This window comes from Rhizobium sp. BK376 (genome assembly GCF_004341625.1).
GTDB lineage: Bacteria > Pseudomonadota > Alphaproteobacteria > Rhizobiales > Rhizobiaceae > Rhizobium.
On record NZ_SLZG01000038.1, the window covers coordinates 18,828 to 32,880 of the forward strand.

At 55.8% G+C, this 14,053-nt stretch carries 17 protein-coding genes and 1 pseudogene; 12 read left to right on the forward strand and 6 right to left on the reverse strand.

The annotated features are described in order from the left end of the window. Nucleotides 1–20 precede the first annotated feature (20 nt). From EV561_RS33935 to EV561_RS33950, 3 genes and pseudogenes are all read right to left on the reverse strand, one after another. A complete protein-coding gene (locus tag EV561_RS33935) occupies nucleotides 21–734 on the reverse strand; it encodes a hypothetical protein (protein ID WP_132528285.1) in 714 nt (237 codons plus the stop codon). 293 nt (nucleotides 735–1,027) lie between these two features. After that, a pseudogene (locus EV561_RS37720) lies at nucleotides 1,028–1,428 on the reverse strand (endonuclease/exonuclease/phosphatase family protein); the annotation flags it as partial. A 321-nt stretch (nucleotides 1,429–1,749) separates the two neighbouring features. Further along, entirely contained in the window at nucleotides 1,750–2,100 is a 351-nt protein-coding gene (locus tag EV561_RS33950; RefSeq protein ID WP_132528287.1) for a hypothetical protein, read from the reverse strand. A gap of 298 nt (nucleotides 2,101–2,398) precedes the next feature. Between EV561_RS33950 and EV561_RS33955 the strand changes: the two genes are divergently transcribed. From EV561_RS33955 to EV561_RS34005, 11 genes are all read left to right on the forward strand, one after another. Further along, nucleotides 2,399–3,067, forward strand: a complete 669-nt coding sequence (locus tag EV561_RS33955) for a hypothetical protein (RefSeq protein ID WP_132528288.1) — start codon at nucleotides 2,399–2,401, stop codon at nucleotides 3,065–3,067. A 375-nt stretch (nucleotides 3,068–3,442) separates the two neighbouring features. After that, nucleotides 3,443–3,871 (forward strand): hypothetical protein, encoded by a 429-nt coding sequence (locus EV561_RS33960; RefSeq protein ID WP_132528289.1) that lies wholly within the window; start codon nucleotides 3,443–3,445, stop codon nucleotides 3,869–3,871. 444 nt (nucleotides 3,872–4,315) lie between these two features. Next, nucleotides 4,316–4,777: a hypothetical protein gene (locus tag EV561_RS33965; RefSeq protein ID WP_132528290.1), complete on the forward strand. Its 462-nt coding sequence runs from the start codon at nucleotides 4,316–4,318 to the stop codon at nucleotides 4,775–4,777. Between the two features lie 579 nt (nucleotides 4,778–5,356). Beyond that, nucleotides 5,357–5,665, forward strand: a complete 309-nt coding sequence (locus tag EV561_RS33970) for a hypothetical protein (protein WP_132528291.1) — start codon at nucleotides 5,357–5,359, stop codon at nucleotides 5,663–5,665. 76 nt (nucleotides 5,666–5,741) lie between these two features. Further along, complete coding sequence (locus EV561_RS33975) at nucleotides 5,742–6,176, forward strand: FCD domain-containing protein (protein WP_165928018.1); 435 nt, start codon at nucleotides 5,742–5,744, stop codon at nucleotides 6,174–6,176. Nucleotides 6,177–6,439: 263 nt separating this feature from the next. Next, on the forward strand, nucleotides 6,440–7,324 hold the full coding sequence (locus EV561_RS33980; protein ID WP_132528293.1) for a glycine betaine ABC transporter substrate-binding protein: 885 nt from the start codon (nucleotides 6,440–6,442) through the stop codon (nucleotides 7,322–7,324). 106 nt (nucleotides 7,325–7,430) lie between these two features. Beyond that, on the forward strand, nucleotides 7,431–8,015 hold the full coding sequence (locus EV561_RS33985; protein ID WP_245513193.1) for an ABC transporter permease: 585 nt from the start codon (nucleotides 7,431–7,433) through the stop codon (nucleotides 8,013–8,015). 10 nt (nucleotides 8,016–8,025) lie between these two features. Then, entirely contained in the window at nucleotides 8,026–8,664 is a 639-nt protein-coding gene (locus EV561_RS33990; protein ID WP_132528295.1) for an ABC transporter permease, read from the forward strand. After that, on the forward strand, nucleotides 8,661–9,596 hold the full coding sequence (locus EV561_RS33995) for an ABC transporter ATP-binding protein (protein WP_132528296.1): 936 nt from the start codon (nucleotides 8,661–8,663) through the stop codon (nucleotides 9,594–9,596). Before EV561_RS33990 ends, EV561_RS33995 begins: the two co-directional genes overlap by 4 nt. Nucleotides 9,597–9,606: 10 nt before the next feature. Next, nucleotides 9,607–10,677, forward strand: coding sequence for an LLM class flavin-dependent oxidoreductase (locus tag EV561_RS34000; protein ID WP_245513195.1), 1,071 nt, complete (start codon nucleotides 9,607–9,609; stop codon nucleotides 10,675–10,677). Next, nucleotides 10,674–12,023 carry an LLM class flavin-dependent oxidoreductase gene (locus tag EV561_RS34005; protein ID WP_132528297.1) on the forward strand — a complete coding sequence of 450 codons (1,350 nt, stop codon included), beginning with the start codon at nucleotides 10,674–10,676 and terminating at the stop codon, nucleotides 12,021–12,023. Before EV561_RS34000 ends, EV561_RS34005 begins: the two co-directional genes overlap by 4 nt. A gap of 337 nt (nucleotides 12,024–12,360) precedes the next feature. Here the strand turns inward: EV561_RS34005 and EV561_RS34010 are convergent, their stop codons facing one another. Both EV561_RS34010 and EV561_RS34015 read right to left on the reverse strand, forming a co-directional pair. Next, entirely contained in the window at nucleotides 12,361–12,723 is a 363-nt protein-coding gene (locus EV561_RS34010; RefSeq protein WP_132528298.1) for a type II toxin-antitoxin system RelE/ParE family toxin, read from the reverse strand. Continuing rightward, nucleotides 12,720–12,980 (reverse strand): ribbon-helix-helix domain-containing protein, encoded by a 261-nt coding sequence (locus EV561_RS34015; protein ID WP_132528299.1) that lies wholly within the window; start codon nucleotides 12,978–12,980, stop codon nucleotides 12,720–12,722. Before EV561_RS34015 ends, EV561_RS34010 begins: the two co-directional genes overlap by 4 nt. Nucleotides 12,981–13,277: 297 nt before the next feature. Between EV561_RS34015 and EV561_RS37725 the strand changes: the two genes are divergently transcribed. Continuing rightward, nucleotides 13,278–13,469: a hypothetical protein gene (locus EV561_RS37725; RefSeq protein WP_132528300.1), complete on the forward strand. Its 192-nt coding sequence runs from the start codon at nucleotides 13,278–13,280 to the stop codon at nucleotides 13,467–13,469. 22 nt (nucleotides 13,470–13,491) lie between these two features. Here EV561_RS37725 and EV561_RS34025 read toward each other — a convergent pair whose 3' ends face one another. Beyond that, nucleotides 13,492–13,932 (reverse strand): hypothetical protein, encoded by a 441-nt coding sequence (locus tag EV561_RS34025; RefSeq protein ID WP_132528301.1) that lies wholly within the window; start codon nucleotides 13,930–13,932, stop codon nucleotides 13,492–13,494. Nucleotides 13,933–14,053 lie beyond the last annotated feature (121 nt).

Consider the following 14,053-nt stretch of genomic DNA (forward strand, 5'->3'; position numbering starts at 1 on the left):
TCTTCCCGTGAGCGACGGCTCTACGCCGGGGCTGCATTATTTTTCGCACAAGCGTGCTTTAGCCAAGGGAAGTCCCACCCTGATGGCGCTATTCCAAATAAGCGGGCGAGAACTTCATCGGGGCCAAACCGAATTACTCCGATTCTCGGGGCGCCGCCGACGCTCCACACCTTTGAAACCCACTTCGCTCCTAGTCGCTCAAGAAAAGTGATAATTAAATCAATCTTATGGCCAGAATTGGCGAGTTGGAATCCGTTGCCGCTGCCATAGCGCATGTAAGCGCCGAGCAAGTAGGAAAAACGACAATCAACTGGTTCATTATCGTATCGAAGAACACGATGTGGATCAGAAAGTGCAGAAAACATCGCTTCAGATATTCCCCGAGCGTTGTTGTAGAGCGAATCTATGTAATTGTCCCCATAAGTATCGTTAATATACTTTGCGATCTCGGCTGATGTTACGTAGTGATGGCCATGCGGTCCGATTGTTATTTTGATTGTAGTTTTTATATTTCTAGTTATGGCGAATACCTTTAGATATTCCGCAAATATTTTTACGAGTGGCTCCTCAGCGGGGTAGAATCTCTCGACATAGTCGTCATCTCCAAGATTTATACGGCCCATGTATTCATCCAGGAATCCGAGAACAACATATTCTGGAAGAATTGAGGGAATATAGGCAGAGTTATCTATAAGAGATATCTTCACTGAATTTAGGCTCTGCTCTTCTGCCATTTTCTCTCACTCCATTCACGTTCCCGGCTTTGCCTGATCGTGGCACTTGGCATCCTGGCTCCCCGTATGAGGTGAGGGCACTCCGGCGAGCTGATCGAGGAATAAACGTAGCGGTACAATCTTAACGATAGATTTTGATGCTCGTAAATGACCGACTGGTATTCAGCACGGAGAACGATGGGGGCTCTGGAAGCCAGATTTCCCATGGCCCACCTTCGCGACGTCATTGACTCCGTACTTAACGACGTAACTTCGGTGCTTGCCCGAAATCTCAAAGCCCCATCTACCGGACGCTTAGGGCCAGGCACGGGATTGCCGTTTGGAAGATACAGGCAGCCGATCAAAGACCGTTCACTGCAGCCTCGATGTAACGACTGTGCGTGTCGTCCGGGTCGCCTGGTAGACCTCGTCGGGTGAGGAGGGGCTCTGCGCCTCTTGCGAGTATAGCGACCCCGTTCCAGCTCTTCTGACCGTGCCAGATCGCGCCATAGCCAGCCTGCTCAATAGCTTTTCGGGGAAATTTGTCGTCGGGCGTCTTCAATTCCTGCAGGCACACGACATCAGAGCAATCTTCGGAAAGCCAACGCAGCAGCACGTCGAGCCTGCCGTTCACGCCATTAACGTTATAGGTCGCTATCTTCTTTTGTCCCCTCTGGTGAGAGCGGGCCGGACGGATAAGAAGCTCGGCTGCCATTTCGTCGGCCATCGGAGGAAAACAAAAAAATTCCGATGTTCTTCTGCACCGTCGCGTCCGTTTGGCACAACCCGCGCTCGCCAGCTAAACACAACAGAGCGTCGAACGTTCCGTCGCCCGGTATCGATTGATCTGGACTCCCAGGCTTGCCCCTACATGTTCTAGGCGCTGGGGAACGCACTGAGCGATGTTGGCAAGGCGCTCGGACTGCCGGAAGATATGCTAGGCAGGTAATCGGAGCATCCCGTCACCTTCGCCAGCATCTCCAGGGTCCATTTTGATCAACGACAGGTCGCCTAAGGCTGGCAGAGCGTGTCGACCTTACGACAGCAGGCGGCCTGAAATGAGTTGCTGGATCAGGCGTGCATCGTGTTCAGGGCCGGGAGATCGGTACTGCTCTCTATCCCCGCTGACCCACGCATCAATCACCCGAATACCATTGGGGGAACCGTCGAGACGGACGCCATAAATGCGGGCCCCCGTCCACGAACGATGAAAATAGAGCCAGCCATTCTCAAAAAATATGAACCATTCATCGTCCATATCCTGCGGGACGTGCCCAAGCCTGATCCTCTCGCCGTCGGCGTCTGAATACAGCAGTGGAAGATCAATTCGATCTTGCACTGCTGGGATGGGGAGCGTTTTCCAAGAGGAGCGTGTGGCTGCTGGCATGCCTCATTTAACCAAGTGACGGAAATCACACAACGATTTATTTGCACGCCGCTGCAATTTGTCCACGCCGCCTAGCGAAACCTGGACTAGCGCGCCAAAAGCATATTGTCGATTTGTCCAGTAGCGGACGCAGTTCCTCCGGCGGGGCCGTTTTTCCGATTGTTTCCGCTTGACGATCTGGCCGCCGTTCCGCTTTATGCCCCTTATGATACTACCGTCAAAACTGGGGCCGCATATCCTATTGAACGCAGGTCTTACGTTGTCTGACCTAAAAGGTAGCCCGCTTTGCGTGAATGGTATGAAACTCCTTATCTATGCCTACGACCTTGGCGGCATACCGCTCACTCAGTCGATGGCAAACTTCAATCGGAAGTGCGTCGAGTGGGCGGCTGAGGAATTCCGCTGGCCCGGGTACGAACCAGCCGACCTTTACGCCGTGACCAAGGTGCTCAACGAGCCAGACTTTCCGCCATTGTTCGGATTGCACAGCATGTTCCTGAATGCGCGTCTGATCAGACACTTCAAGGGGAAAGCCGTCCTGACGAAGGCTGGAATGGCGGTTCTCAGAGAACACGGCAGGCTCCAAGCTCTGCTTTTCGATCGAGCATTCTTCGACAGCGATCCCTACGGTGGCGACCCACGGGTGGTTGAGGCTGGCCTATGGGACGTGAGGCATATTTTGACAGTCGTCAGTAATCGGCTGGGCGATTGGGTCAGCCTGTCGGACTTGACGGAATGGAGTGTCGCTGTCGACGCTTTTCCAACCACCGGGCCACTTGGGGCGAAGCATAACGCCACTCTATATGTCGCCCTCAACGCTGTACGTCCCCTCAGTTGGTTGGGTCTAGTCGAGGTGGTGAACGGGCAGGATGGAGATTTAGGCGGGCGGCACCTTCGAAAGACGCCGTTGTTTGACAAATTCGTTCATTTGGCAAGCCTGCAGGTAGGCAGCGCCAGCGTGCATTGAGGTGTGCTCGGTGAGTGGCATCTGGCTGCCCGCTGTGTCGTTTCAAGCTCATCGCCTTTGGTGGGGTTAGCCCCTCAAGTAGCCCTCGGCTCCCTGTAGCCGGTCCAAGTCTGGCAATGCTAGCGTGGCGATTTTGGCGAGTGGATCCTTGGTCGGCGCTGCTTTTGAATGTCGGCCTGCTGCCCGGGCGGATGGTTCTCCCATCAAAGAAAGTTCGATGAAGCACCAAGATTTTTGTGACCGGTGCCAGCAGGAAGGACGATTTGATCGCCAGATGGCACTTCGATTTCCCGACCTGTTGGACCGCCGATCATGAGCATGGCGCTTCCCTGACCTACTCCGTGTCGCCTGGGTTGGCGGGGTAGGCAGTCGAAATTGGCTTCAAGTAGAGCCGTAGTTCCCCTGGATAGCCTTATTGACCGCCAGATGTTTTTGACGAACACTTTTGACATCGAGTTAACAGAAGCCACGCTCATGCCTGCCAATTCTAAAGACTCCGGCAACACGTTGGCGCTCGCGACCCCTTGCGATTTTTCCAAGTTCGAAATTGATGATGATCTCAAACGCCAGCTGGAACAGGTTGGATCGTTTGGCTGCGATACTATCTGGTATGACGAAGTCCAGAAGACCATGACCTCCGGTCATGTCGATGGCTATCGATGGCTTTTTGCTGTCATGGGCCGACAATGGTTTTTTCTGGTCTTTCGGCGGGGAGACGAGCGGTCCGTGCAATGGCAGAACAGCAAGCAATTGTCGTTTGAAGAAAGCTGGGACATTTCCGATGAATTGGAATCGGACTCCTAGCATTTCCTCCGGCACCCTCAGGTTTTCCGATGCCTATTGAAAGGCATCGAGGAGTTTCGTGGCGATAATCTTTTTGCTCACTGATGTCTGAATGGCGGCTCCCTTGCTAGCCTTCTTTCGGGCAAACCGGCGACCACGCGTACGGTGCAACGACGGGTGAAAGGCTGGCGTCGCGATCGCGCACATACAATGATATTCGGAATCGAGCCTGGCGAAGACGAACAACTACCAAAGCTCAGCAGGGCGTAGGGAGCATTCTGGTGAGGCAATATACTATCCGTCCGGGAGCATTCTCCCATGAGGCAATACGGCGTCTCATCCTGATCGCCGCGCTATAAACTGCGCCAATGAACATTGGCTTAGGAGCTGGTCACTTCAGAATCGAGTATGCCGGGCTAGTTTATTAATAATACTCTCACGAGGAGAACGGAGAGTCTGGGGCTAATGACGAAAACAAATTGTAACGGGAAGCGCGCGCTCAGTGACAGGATATTCCGGCTGGTAGTACTCGCCGGCGTCGGAGTGATGTCTATTGGATATGCGAAGGCAGGAGATTCGGTAATCGTTAGGTCTGGCGAGAAAACGCTTATCGGTATGGCCATGGCCATCGATAAAAGCTGCACCCCGGCGACAGCCAGCTACATTTATCCGGAGACGCCCGGCTACCCGGATCATGGCCAGGTTAGCTACCAATTGGCTAATGGCCATTTTAAGAAGAATACGTCCTTCGTCTGCGCGGGCAAGACGACGCGAGGTGTTGCCGTCCTCTATAGGTCCGATCCGGGTTTCGTAGGCACTGATAAGGTTACGGTCCGGACTTACGATAAGTCGTTGCACGTTATCAACATCGCCGTCGTGAAAGCGTCGTCAGGGCTGCCGCATTCTCGAAAATCGAAGCCATCCTGAAGAAACCACAAAGCGTCCCAAACATTGTGGGCGTCCGATTTTGGTGACTTGCGTGGTCGGAAGGGATCAGGGGCCACGATGTGGCTTGCGCCACGGTGGGAGTACGATCGTCGGATCGACAAAGGGCTGGTTCTGTCAAAGATTATTCCTCCAGCGCCTTCTCGAACTCGCCTCGGTCTGGGCGCTGCCCGCAGCGCAGACCTCAACGCCAGTTAGTCCGTGAGACCCCAATCTTGCAACCGCGTAAATTCCTTAGACGTCGGCCGAGCTATCATGGCGCAAAAACAGGGTCTGAGGCAGTAAAAAGCGATTTCCCTGCACCTGCTGCCATAGAAACGATAACCCACCGTCATGGCAAATTGGGGGATAAGTGTTAGCCCACCTCGGAGCCGCCGGCGAGGCGGCTACGACAATTGCGGTCGTGTCGGCGATCACAAATGGGGTTTTGGATGGTATTGCTTCTTTCCGCTCTCGCCGGCGTCATCGGCGGGGTCGCTATCGCGGGCGTGGGAATGATTTACAGCGCGGTCACCGGAGGTGGATTCTGGACTCTGCCCCCATAGTATCGGAGGGATTGTGATGGGAGCCGAAGCGGGAGACACCCGCAAACTCGGGATGGTAACCCTGGTCGGCGTTTGCTTTCACATGGTGCTGTCGGCGGCATATGGCCTGGCGACCGTACTACTCGCTCGGCGGTTGGACATCGGATTCGTCTATGCGGGCATAGCGGTCGGTGTTTTTTTCTGGCTCTTCAATCATTTCCTGATCGGCCGCGCAACGGAGGGTGCCCGCAAGCACGTCCGGTTCAATCCCGTCTGGCTCGCGTTCCTCTTGCATGTGCTGTATGGGGCAGTCACCGGTCTCGTGGTCATTCCACTTCTGGGGTAACGGCGACAACAACATGGGCCCTTGCGGGCCGTTTGCCCTCAAGAAATCGGTCAACGCTGAAATACGGACTGGGCAAATGAACAAGCGCGTAACGCCACTCCTCAAGGTCGACACTTTGAGCGCCAGATCGCAGCGGGCCCGCAACCGCGACCGGGGCAGCGTGTTCGACAATAATGCGGACTTGTCTCCTCAGTCAGGCCTCCCAGAAATTAGGATACAAACCGCTACGTCAATCATTGAGACATTAGAGCTCAGAACCGCGATCGAGGCGGAGGCCGCCGCGCTTGCGGCCGCGCGGAGATCGCCGGCGCAGGAAGCTCAGATGATCGACGACTTCGAGGCGTTCCGCATCCTGGCCCAGCGAGCCGAACCGACATCAAACGCCGACTTCGCCTTTCACATCGCTGTCGCTCGTGGAGCGAATAATACCTGCCTGGCCAGGTACTTGGAATTGATGGGACCGCCATTGATACCTCGGAGCGCTGTTTGGGATTCGGATACCTTGAGATGACGGGTACCGAGGGACGGCTCCGAACCCAAGGCAAAAAGTACGAGTGCCATCTGAGCGTCTTCGCCGCAAAGGGATCCAGGACCGGACTGTCGCCTCATACTGCCTGCCTCTTTGTAGGCCATACGGCATGGGGTCGCTTTTTTTCTGTCCGTCATGTTTGTAGAGTAGAAATTCGGACCCGCGGTCCTAATTGGAATTTCGTACCGCGCGTTCGCCGCCTGGGCAAGTACTGTGTCGAACATCTTCTAACACGCGGGGTTTAAATGGATTTCTCGAAATCAATCATTGGGGCTTTGGCACTGGCAACGGCGCTCGTGGCATCAGGCGCGACATTCGCGGCCGACACTGTAAAAATCGGCAGCAAGAATTTCACGGAGCAATTCGTGGTCGCCGAGATCTATGCACAAGCTCTTGAGAAAGCGGGTGTCAAGGTTGAGCGGCATCTGAACCTCGGAGCAACGCTCGTGGCCCACACAGCGCTAACCAATGGCGACATCGATCTCTACCCGGAGTACACCGGGACGGCACTGGCATCGGTCGTAAAGGGCGACCTTTCCGGTTCCGCAGACAAGATCTATTCCGACGTAAAGGAATACTACGAGAAGAACCTGAAGCTCACGCTGCTCGAGCCGACGAAAATCAACAACGGCTATGCCATCATCACGCTTCCGGAGACCGCTGCGAAGTATCATCTGAAGACGCTGACCGATCTCGGTCCCGCGTCGAAGGATTTGACATTCGGCGCCGAAGGTGGCTTCGGCGACCGCAAGGACGGCCTGCCTGGAATGAAGCAGACATACGGCATTCAGTTCAAGGAATTCAAGATCTTTGCCAAGCTAGGTATCCGGTACAGCGCGTTGACCAGCAAGGACCTCGACGTCTCCTACGGCTTTGCGACGGACTGGCAGATTTCGGACAGCAAGCTGGTCGTGCTCGAAGACGATAAGCATCTCTTTCCTCCATACTATCTGGTCCCGGTCGTCCGCCAGGACGCACTTGCGAAGCACCCGAAGATCGCGGAGGTTCTTAACAAAATCAGCCCGTTGCTGAACAACGAGAACATGCGCGAGATGAACGCGAAGGTCGACAGGGACAAAGAAGAGCCAGCCGATGTTGCCGCCGAGTTCCTGAAGGAAAAAAATCTGTAAGTGACGTTTCGATAATAACGCCCGCCAAAATCGGCGGGCGCTCAACCATTTTGCAGGATCGAAAGCCAAATCTTTGAAGTGGGCTCCCCGGCACATACCGGAAATATTGCTTGCGCTGTGGCAGCACCTGCTACTTTCCGTATCGGCTGTATTGATCGGCCTGGCGATCGCGTTGGTCTTGGGCGTCGTATGCGCACGTCGGCCGAAGCTATATGCGGCCGCATTAACCGTCACGAACGTCATATTCGTCATCCCAAGCCTCGCGCTATTTGCGCTTCTCATTCCATTCGTCGGTCTCGGGTTCAAGCCAGCACTGATCGGGCTTTCGTCCTACAGCCTTCTGATCCTCCTTCGAAATGTCGTCACCGGTCTCCGCGGAGTGTCGCCGGACGTCCTGGACGCCGCGAACGGCATGGGGTTCGGGCCCTGGAAGCGTTTGTGGCGGATCGAACTACCGCTGGCGATGCCCCTCATCATTTCCGGCCTCCGCATTGCCTTGGTGACCGTCGTCGGAATCGCCACCGTGGCCGCCTTTATCGACGGCGGCGGACTGGGAACCATTATCTTGATCGGCATCGACCAGCAGTATCCGGAAAAGATCTGGGTCGGCGGCATTCTCACGGCGCTTCTGGCGTTCTCGTTCGATTTCTTCTTCGTGAGGATCGAGCACATCTTCGCCAAATGGCAGTGAGGATCAGGACATGGTCATCACCGCACTCGTCTGGATTTCGGAACATCAAGACCAGTTCCTTCGCGCTCTCGGGCAGCATCTGGTGATGTCAGGCCTGTCGCTGGTAATGGCAATGCTGATCGCGCTCCCCTTGGCCCTTCTGCTCGTCACCTATGAGCGGTCAGCCTTCGCGGTCATAAATGTCGTCAATGCTCTAAGGACGATCCCGAGTCTCGCCATCCTCGCGGTCATGATGCCGCTTCTGGGCATCGGCCTGGGGCCCTCCATCGTCGCCTTGATCATTCTGGCGTTGCCGCCGATCCTCCTCAACGCCTTCGTCGGTCTGCGCGATGCGGATCCCGATTCTGTTGAAGCGGCCACCGGCATGGGCATGAGCCGCCGCCAGGTGCTGAGAAAGGTTCGTATTCCCCTGGCCGCGCCGGCAATCTTTGCAGGCATCCGAACCGCAGCTGTCCAAGTGATCGCAGGGGCGACGCTGGCCCCGTTTATCGGCGGCGGCGGTCTCGGTGATTTCATCGCCACCGGCATTGGCATCATGGATATGTCGCGCCTTCTCGTCGGTGCTGTGCCCATTGCTCTCCTGGCTTTGGGCACGGAATGCGTCTTCGCCCTGGCTCAACGTCACTATTTCCCGGAAAATGCGCAATGATCAGATTGGAAGACGTCACGAAGCAGTATTCGTCCGGAGGCCCCGCGTCGGTCGACCGACTGTCGCTCGAGGTCAAAGAGGGCGAGACCGTGGCGCTCATAGGCCCATCTGGCTGCGGCAAGACGACGACAATGAGGATGATCAACCGTCTGATCGAGCCGACGTCCGGCAGGATATTCCTGGCAGGTGAGGATGTTACGAACGCAGATCCTGTCATGCTGCGCCGGACGATCGGTTATGTCATCCAGAACGTGGGATTGTTTCCCCACATGACGGTGGCTGAGAACATTGCGGCGGTTCCGAGTTTGCTCAGCTGGAGCAAGGCAAAGACAGATGAGGCGATCGAGAGAATGCTCGACCTCGTAGGCCTGAATGATAAGGGTATCCGTGAGCGCTATCCTCGCCAGCTTTCCGGCGGCCAGCGTCAGCGCATCGGGGTGGCTCGCGCCTTGGCAGCTGATCCGCCAGTGTTGCTGCTGGACGAGCCGTTCGGAGCAATCGACCCGATCGCCCGAACAAGGCTTCAGGACGAGTTTCGCCTTATCTTGAACCGCGTTCGAAAGACGGTGGTGCTGGTGACACACGATCTGGACGAGGCAATCAAGCTCGGAGATCGCGTTGCACTCATGCGTGAAGGGCGGATCGTGCAATTCGACACGCCGGATACCATTCTCTCCAAGCCAGCTGACGACTTTGTCGCCAACTTCGTCGGCCTCGACAGGGCCATAAAGCGGCTGAGCCTCTTCACAGTGGCTGACGCGATGGATGCCGAAGTCGCCAATGCCACGGGACATCTGTCAGTTACCAAGACGGCGAACTTGCGCGACGCGCTCTCGCTGATGGTTTCGGCGAACACGGATGTGCTTCTGGTTGAAGACGATGAAGGCCGCCCGATAGGACGATTGGCCCGCGACGCGGTGTTTTCAGTATGAGGATGGTGGAATGACGAAGTCCAAGTTGCACTGGGGATATGCGCTATCGCCTTTCGGCTTCTCTGAAAGTGCCTGGCGCGATGGGCAAACGTCAGACTTGGGATTCGATGCCCTTCTGCGCCAGGTGGACAAGGCAAGACATGCAGGGTTCGATTTCGTGGCGCTGTTCGACCGCTTGGGTAAGCGGCCTGCCGAAACGATCGTCTCGGGAAATACCACCTTCGAGCCGACGACACTGCTTTCGGCACTCTCGTCTCGCGCTCGCGGTATTGGCTTTCTCGCTGCGGCATCGACGGCCCAGCATGAAGCCTACAATCTTGCTCGTCGTTTTGCCTCGCTTGACACCATCAATGGCGGACGGTCGGGTTGGATCGTCCTCGACGATAGCACCAACGGAGAACGCGACCTCGAATATGTCGATGTCGTCAAAGGCCTCTGGGGTAGCTGGGATGCTGACGCCTTCATCTACGACAAGGAAAACGGTCGCTTCTTCGACCCAGCAAAAATGCACGTCCTCAACCACAAGGGGCCGCATCTTTCGGTGCGTGGTCCTTTGAACGTGAACCGCTCGCCTCAAGATACGCCAGTCGTTGCGGCGCTGTTTCATTATGGATATCCAGCGCTTGCTGCGCGGCACGCTGATGTCGTCATTCTGCGATCGACATCCGTCGATGCCGCCAGACGCGAAGCGGAGACGGTATGGCGATCGGTTGCGGAGGCAGGCCGCAACCGGGCGGGCGTCCGGTTGATACTCAGTATCGTGCCGTCTATGGCGACAGCAAAGGCGCCGCCCGGCGGGAGTGATGCCACGGCGCCCGGTGGTTTGGATGGCTTGCCGCTGGGCGACCTGGGCGGGGACATCGCCGCTGCCCTTGGGGGCTTGGCATCGGAAGCCGATCTCGATGGATACCTCCTCGTACCTCCAAGCCTGCAGGCAGTCGAAGGGTTCATCTCCACGACAGCTCCGAAACTAACGGGTTTAGGGCTTGGTACTCGTTCCGCCTCCCTTGGGACATTGCGTTCGACACTGGGGCTCGAACTCACTGCGACAATATCGAAGCAGGCAGGAGAGACGAAATGACGAATGACCGCAAGATGAGACTGGGCGCGTTCCTCATGGCCGGCGGCCACCACATCGCATCCTGGCGGCATCCGGATGCTCACGCGAACGCGGGAGTGGACATAGACCATTTCATCGACCTTGCCCGAATTGCGGAGCGTGGGAAATTCGACATGGTCTTCGTCGAAGACGCCGCGGCTATCCGGGAACGCAATCCAGAGATGGCAAGCCAGGCCGCGCGCTCGACCGCCTTCGAACCCCTAAGCTTGCTTGCGGCTCTTGCCGTTCACACGACAAACATCGGGCTCGTGGCAACGGCGTCGACGACCTACAACGATCCTTATCAGCTGGCGCGCACCTTTGCCTCGATCGATCTTTTGAGCGGGGGAAGGGCAGGGTGGAACCTCGTGACATCGGCGAGTGAACTGGAGGCGGAGAACTTCGCAAGCAGCGGTCTGCGACGACATTCCGAACGCTATGAACGCGCCGAAGAGTTCGCCGATGCCGCACTCGCGCTCTGGGAAGCGGTCGACGACGGTGCTTTTGTTCCTGCGGACGGTTCGGGCTTTGTAGATCCAACAAGGCTCCATCCCGTCGCGTACCGAGGGAAGCATTTCAATGTGGACGGTATCCTGGAAATGCCAAGGTCGCCCCAGGGCCGACCGATAATGGTTCAGGCAGGAGCCTCGGATGTCGGCAAGGAGCTGGCGGCCAGGACGGCAGATGTCGTGTTTGCCGCGTCACAGACGTTGGGTGAGGCCAAGGCCTACTACGATGACGTCAAACAGAGACTTGCAAGATACGGCCGCAGGCCCGACGACATGAAGATCCTACCCGGCATCTCCCCGATCGTCGGCTCTACTGAAGCCGAGGCGAAGGCCAAGTACAACGAGCTACAGGAGCTTATTCCCGACGCGGTTGGCGTGGCATTGCTTGCAAGCTATCTCAGCATTCAGGACCTGTCGGGTTATCCACTGGACGGTCCGCTCCCGGAGCTCCCGGAAACCCAGGCGATGCAAAGCAGACAGCAGCTGATCGTCGACCTCGCAAAACGTGAAAACCTATCCATTCGGGAGGTCGCGCGTAATTTCGCGGGGGCAAGGGGGCATTGGCAGGTCGCGGGGACGCCCTCACAGATTGCCGACGCCATGGAAGAACGGTTCCGCGCTGGCGCGGCTGATGGGTTCAACATCATGGCTCCTTTGTTTCCCAGTGGTCTCGGAGATTTTGTTGATCACGTGGTACCGGAGCTGCGACGTCGTGGGCTCTTCCGCGAGGAATATGCGGGCAGGACATTGCGAGAGAACCTCGGTGTGCAGTCAATGGCCCGCCAACGGGCAACCGTCCCCTCAAACAGGTTTCCCTGAGCAATATGGGGACCGAGACCTATCTTGACCCACCGCCACGATAATTTATCAAAAGGCTTATCCCCTTCGTACAGGTGCTAACCACATTTGGCGTTCACGCATGATGTGTCTCCCCTGCTCGGATATACGGGCGGGATGAGCGAAAGCCTGTTTCCAACTCGTTTGGCGGAGGACCGTCCGCCATGGCTGGAGAAACGAGCGCAACACGCGGCGATACATTCATCCGCCAAGCCGTATCCCCGCATAATGCACAAAAGGCTTCTTGCGACATGTTCCGATTGGTTCGCCCATTACGGAGCAAGGCACGGGAAACAGGTCAAAGCAGAACTTGTAGGATTTACAGCTTGAAGGTGCTGGAAGAGTCGTCATAAGACTCGTCCACGTCGCTGTCTTCTTCGAGTTCTTCCTCGACGTTCGGCGTTAGCTGACGCATTCGACCATGGCGTACTGCGATGATGTTCACATCACCATCTTCACGCATGTAGTCGAATAGATAGGCGTCGACAACAAGCGTGAGCCCGCCATCGATTTGAAGTCCGTGCGTTACGTTCCCCGCATCGGCAAAGGTCTTCAACACGTCCTTCGCGCGTCTGACAGTATCTGCGAAACCCTTAGCGGCATGCGGGTTGCGATGCCGAAGATAGGCAGCCTCACTCCTGACGAACTCGGCTGCGTCTTTTGAGACTTTCACTCGCGTCATGCAGCCTGTCCGGCAACGATTTTGTCCACATCAGCGATGAGGTCGTCGATGTCCTCGTACTCGCCTGCGGCGATCTGATCGCGTCCACGAACCGCCGCCAAGACGTCCGCTCCTTCGTTAAGGAGATATGTCTTCAGGGCGCGAACGATGATGTAGCTTCTTGAACGGTCTGTTGCTTCAGCGATGGCCTCGATGCTTGCAACGATGTCCGACGGGACGCGGAGAGTTACAGATTCCGATCCGAGCGACTTGGTCATAGCGCCTCTCCTATTTGGCAAACTGCAAGACAATGTAAGACAAATCAATTGATGTGTCAATTTGCCGAAGGCCTCTGTCGACCGCGGCTAAAGCTCAGCGCTTTTTCATCCAACTTCTGGAATCCTCCGTCTTGCAACAGAGTGAGCCGCCCACGCCAACATTGGATGTGGTATGCACCTGCGCGAACGGGATATGCCTTTTTATCAATTACAACCATTACTGAGTTTATCGAATGCGGCAGCCGCTTGGATTTGCCGCTATGCTAAATACCAACCTCGTTGTTTTAGGTCGTCGACATGGCTGAATTTGACGTGAACATTAATGAGATTGTCGGGCATGCCGCAGCAGATTTAATCGAGTCCTTTTTTACCTCGCTTGGTGACAAGACCGCGGAGCAAATTAAGCGATTCAAAATTAAGTTTGGCAAAGGATTCTCACGCTATCTCGCCGAATCGTTTAACAGGTATTCCAATCACGGCCGGTCGTAGGTAATTCTGGTAAACACAAGCTTCAGAGGGACAAAAGCTGGAAAAACTTGTCGTTCAGCGACTTCAAGTACGAAAGGAGATCAGTCAAGACACCCTGCGCAATGTCATATTCATCAGATGTAAGTTTCCCGTCGAGGAGTTCTTTGAAAACTCGAGTGTGCTCCTCCATGGCTGTGAGCAACGCGCATCTACTGGCCGACAATTTCGCTTGTAAATCAGGCCTATCGGACGCCGCTAGATCCAGTTCATGGTCGTCCGAGCCGCCGCCGATAAACCTTTCGATCTTGTCCCAGATCTCGATAAAGCTTTTCTGCTCCCCTATGGTTTTGTGATGCTTCTCGCACCACTGGATGTTCACCGCCCGAAGTCTCTCTTTGAATGCTACTTTCCATCCTTCGTCAGGTCGTTCATTTTGAATCTGGAGGTATGAAGGGGTGTTTCTGGGATCGGTCTGTATATCCATCTTGCGTCCAAGCTATTGATCAACTTATACCAACGTGCATTGATCATGACCGATGAGCCCATTCGCGCAGACCAATGGACATAATTTTCCAGGGTTGATCGATCAGCTTGTTCCATGCGGC

What these genes read in the sequence shown, in the direction of transcription:
- EV561_RS33965 (WP_132528290.1), top strand. Translation starts at nt 4,316, where the DNA reads ATGACGAAAACAAATTGTAACGGGAAGCGCGCGCTCAGTGACAGGATA.
- EV561_RS34010 (WP_132528298.1), bottom strand. Translation starts at nt 12,723, where the DNA reads ATGACGCGAGTGAAAGTCTCAAAAGACGCAGCCGAGTTCGTCAGGAGT.
- EV561_RS34005 (WP_132528297.1), top strand. Translation starts at nt 10,674, where the DNA reads ATGACGAATGACCGCAAGATGAGACTGGGCGCGTTCCTCATGGCCGGC.
- EV561_RS33990 (WP_132528295.1), top strand. Translation starts at nt 8,026, where the DNA reads ATGGTCATCACCGCACTCGTCTGGATTTCGGAACATCAAGACCAGTTC.
- EV561_RS33970 (WP_132528291.1), top strand. Translation starts at nt 5,357, where the DNA reads ATGGGAGCCGAAGCGGGAGACACCCGCAAACTCGGGATGGTAACCCTG.
- EV561_RS33955 (WP_132528288.1), top strand. Translation starts at nt 2,399, where the DNA reads ATGAAACTCCTTATCTATGCCTACGACCTTGGCGGCATACCGCTCACT.
- EV561_RS34025 (WP_132528301.1), bottom strand. Translation starts at nt 13,932, where the DNA reads ATGGATATACAGACCGATCCCAGAAACACCCCTTCATACCTCCAGATT.
- EV561_RS33975 (WP_165928018.1), top strand. Translation starts at nt 5,742, where the DNA reads ATGAACAAGCGCGTAACGCCACTCCTCAAGGTCGACACTTTGAGCGCC.
- EV561_RS33995 (WP_132528296.1), top strand. Translation starts at nt 8,661, where the DNA reads ATGATCAGATTGGAAGACGTCACGAAGCAGTATTCGTCCGGAGGCCCC.
- EV561_RS37725 (WP_132528300.1), top strand. Translation starts at nt 13,278, where the DNA reads ATGGCTGAATTTGACGTGAACATTAATGAGATTGTCGGGCATGCCGCA.
- EV561_RS33950 (WP_132528287.1), bottom strand. Translation starts at nt 2,100, where the DNA reads ATGCCAGCAGCCACACGCTCCTCTTGGAAAACGCTCCCCATCCCAGCA.
- EV561_RS33980 (WP_132528293.1), top strand. Translation starts at nt 6,440, where the DNA reads ATGGATTTCTCGAAATCAATCATTGGGGCTTTGGCACTGGCAACGGCG.
- EV561_RS34015 (WP_132528299.1), bottom strand. Translation starts at nt 12,980, where the DNA reads ATGACCAAGTCGCTCGGATCGGAATCTGTAACTCTCCGCGTCCCGTCG.
- EV561_RS34000 (WP_245513195.1), top strand. Translation starts at nt 9,607, where the DNA reads ATGACGAAGTCCAAGTTGCACTGGGGATATGCGCTATCGCCTTTCGGC.
- EV561_RS33935 (WP_132528285.1), bottom strand. Translation starts at nt 734, where the DNA reads ATGGCAGAAGAGCAGAGCCTAAATTCAGTGAAGATATCTCTTATAGAT.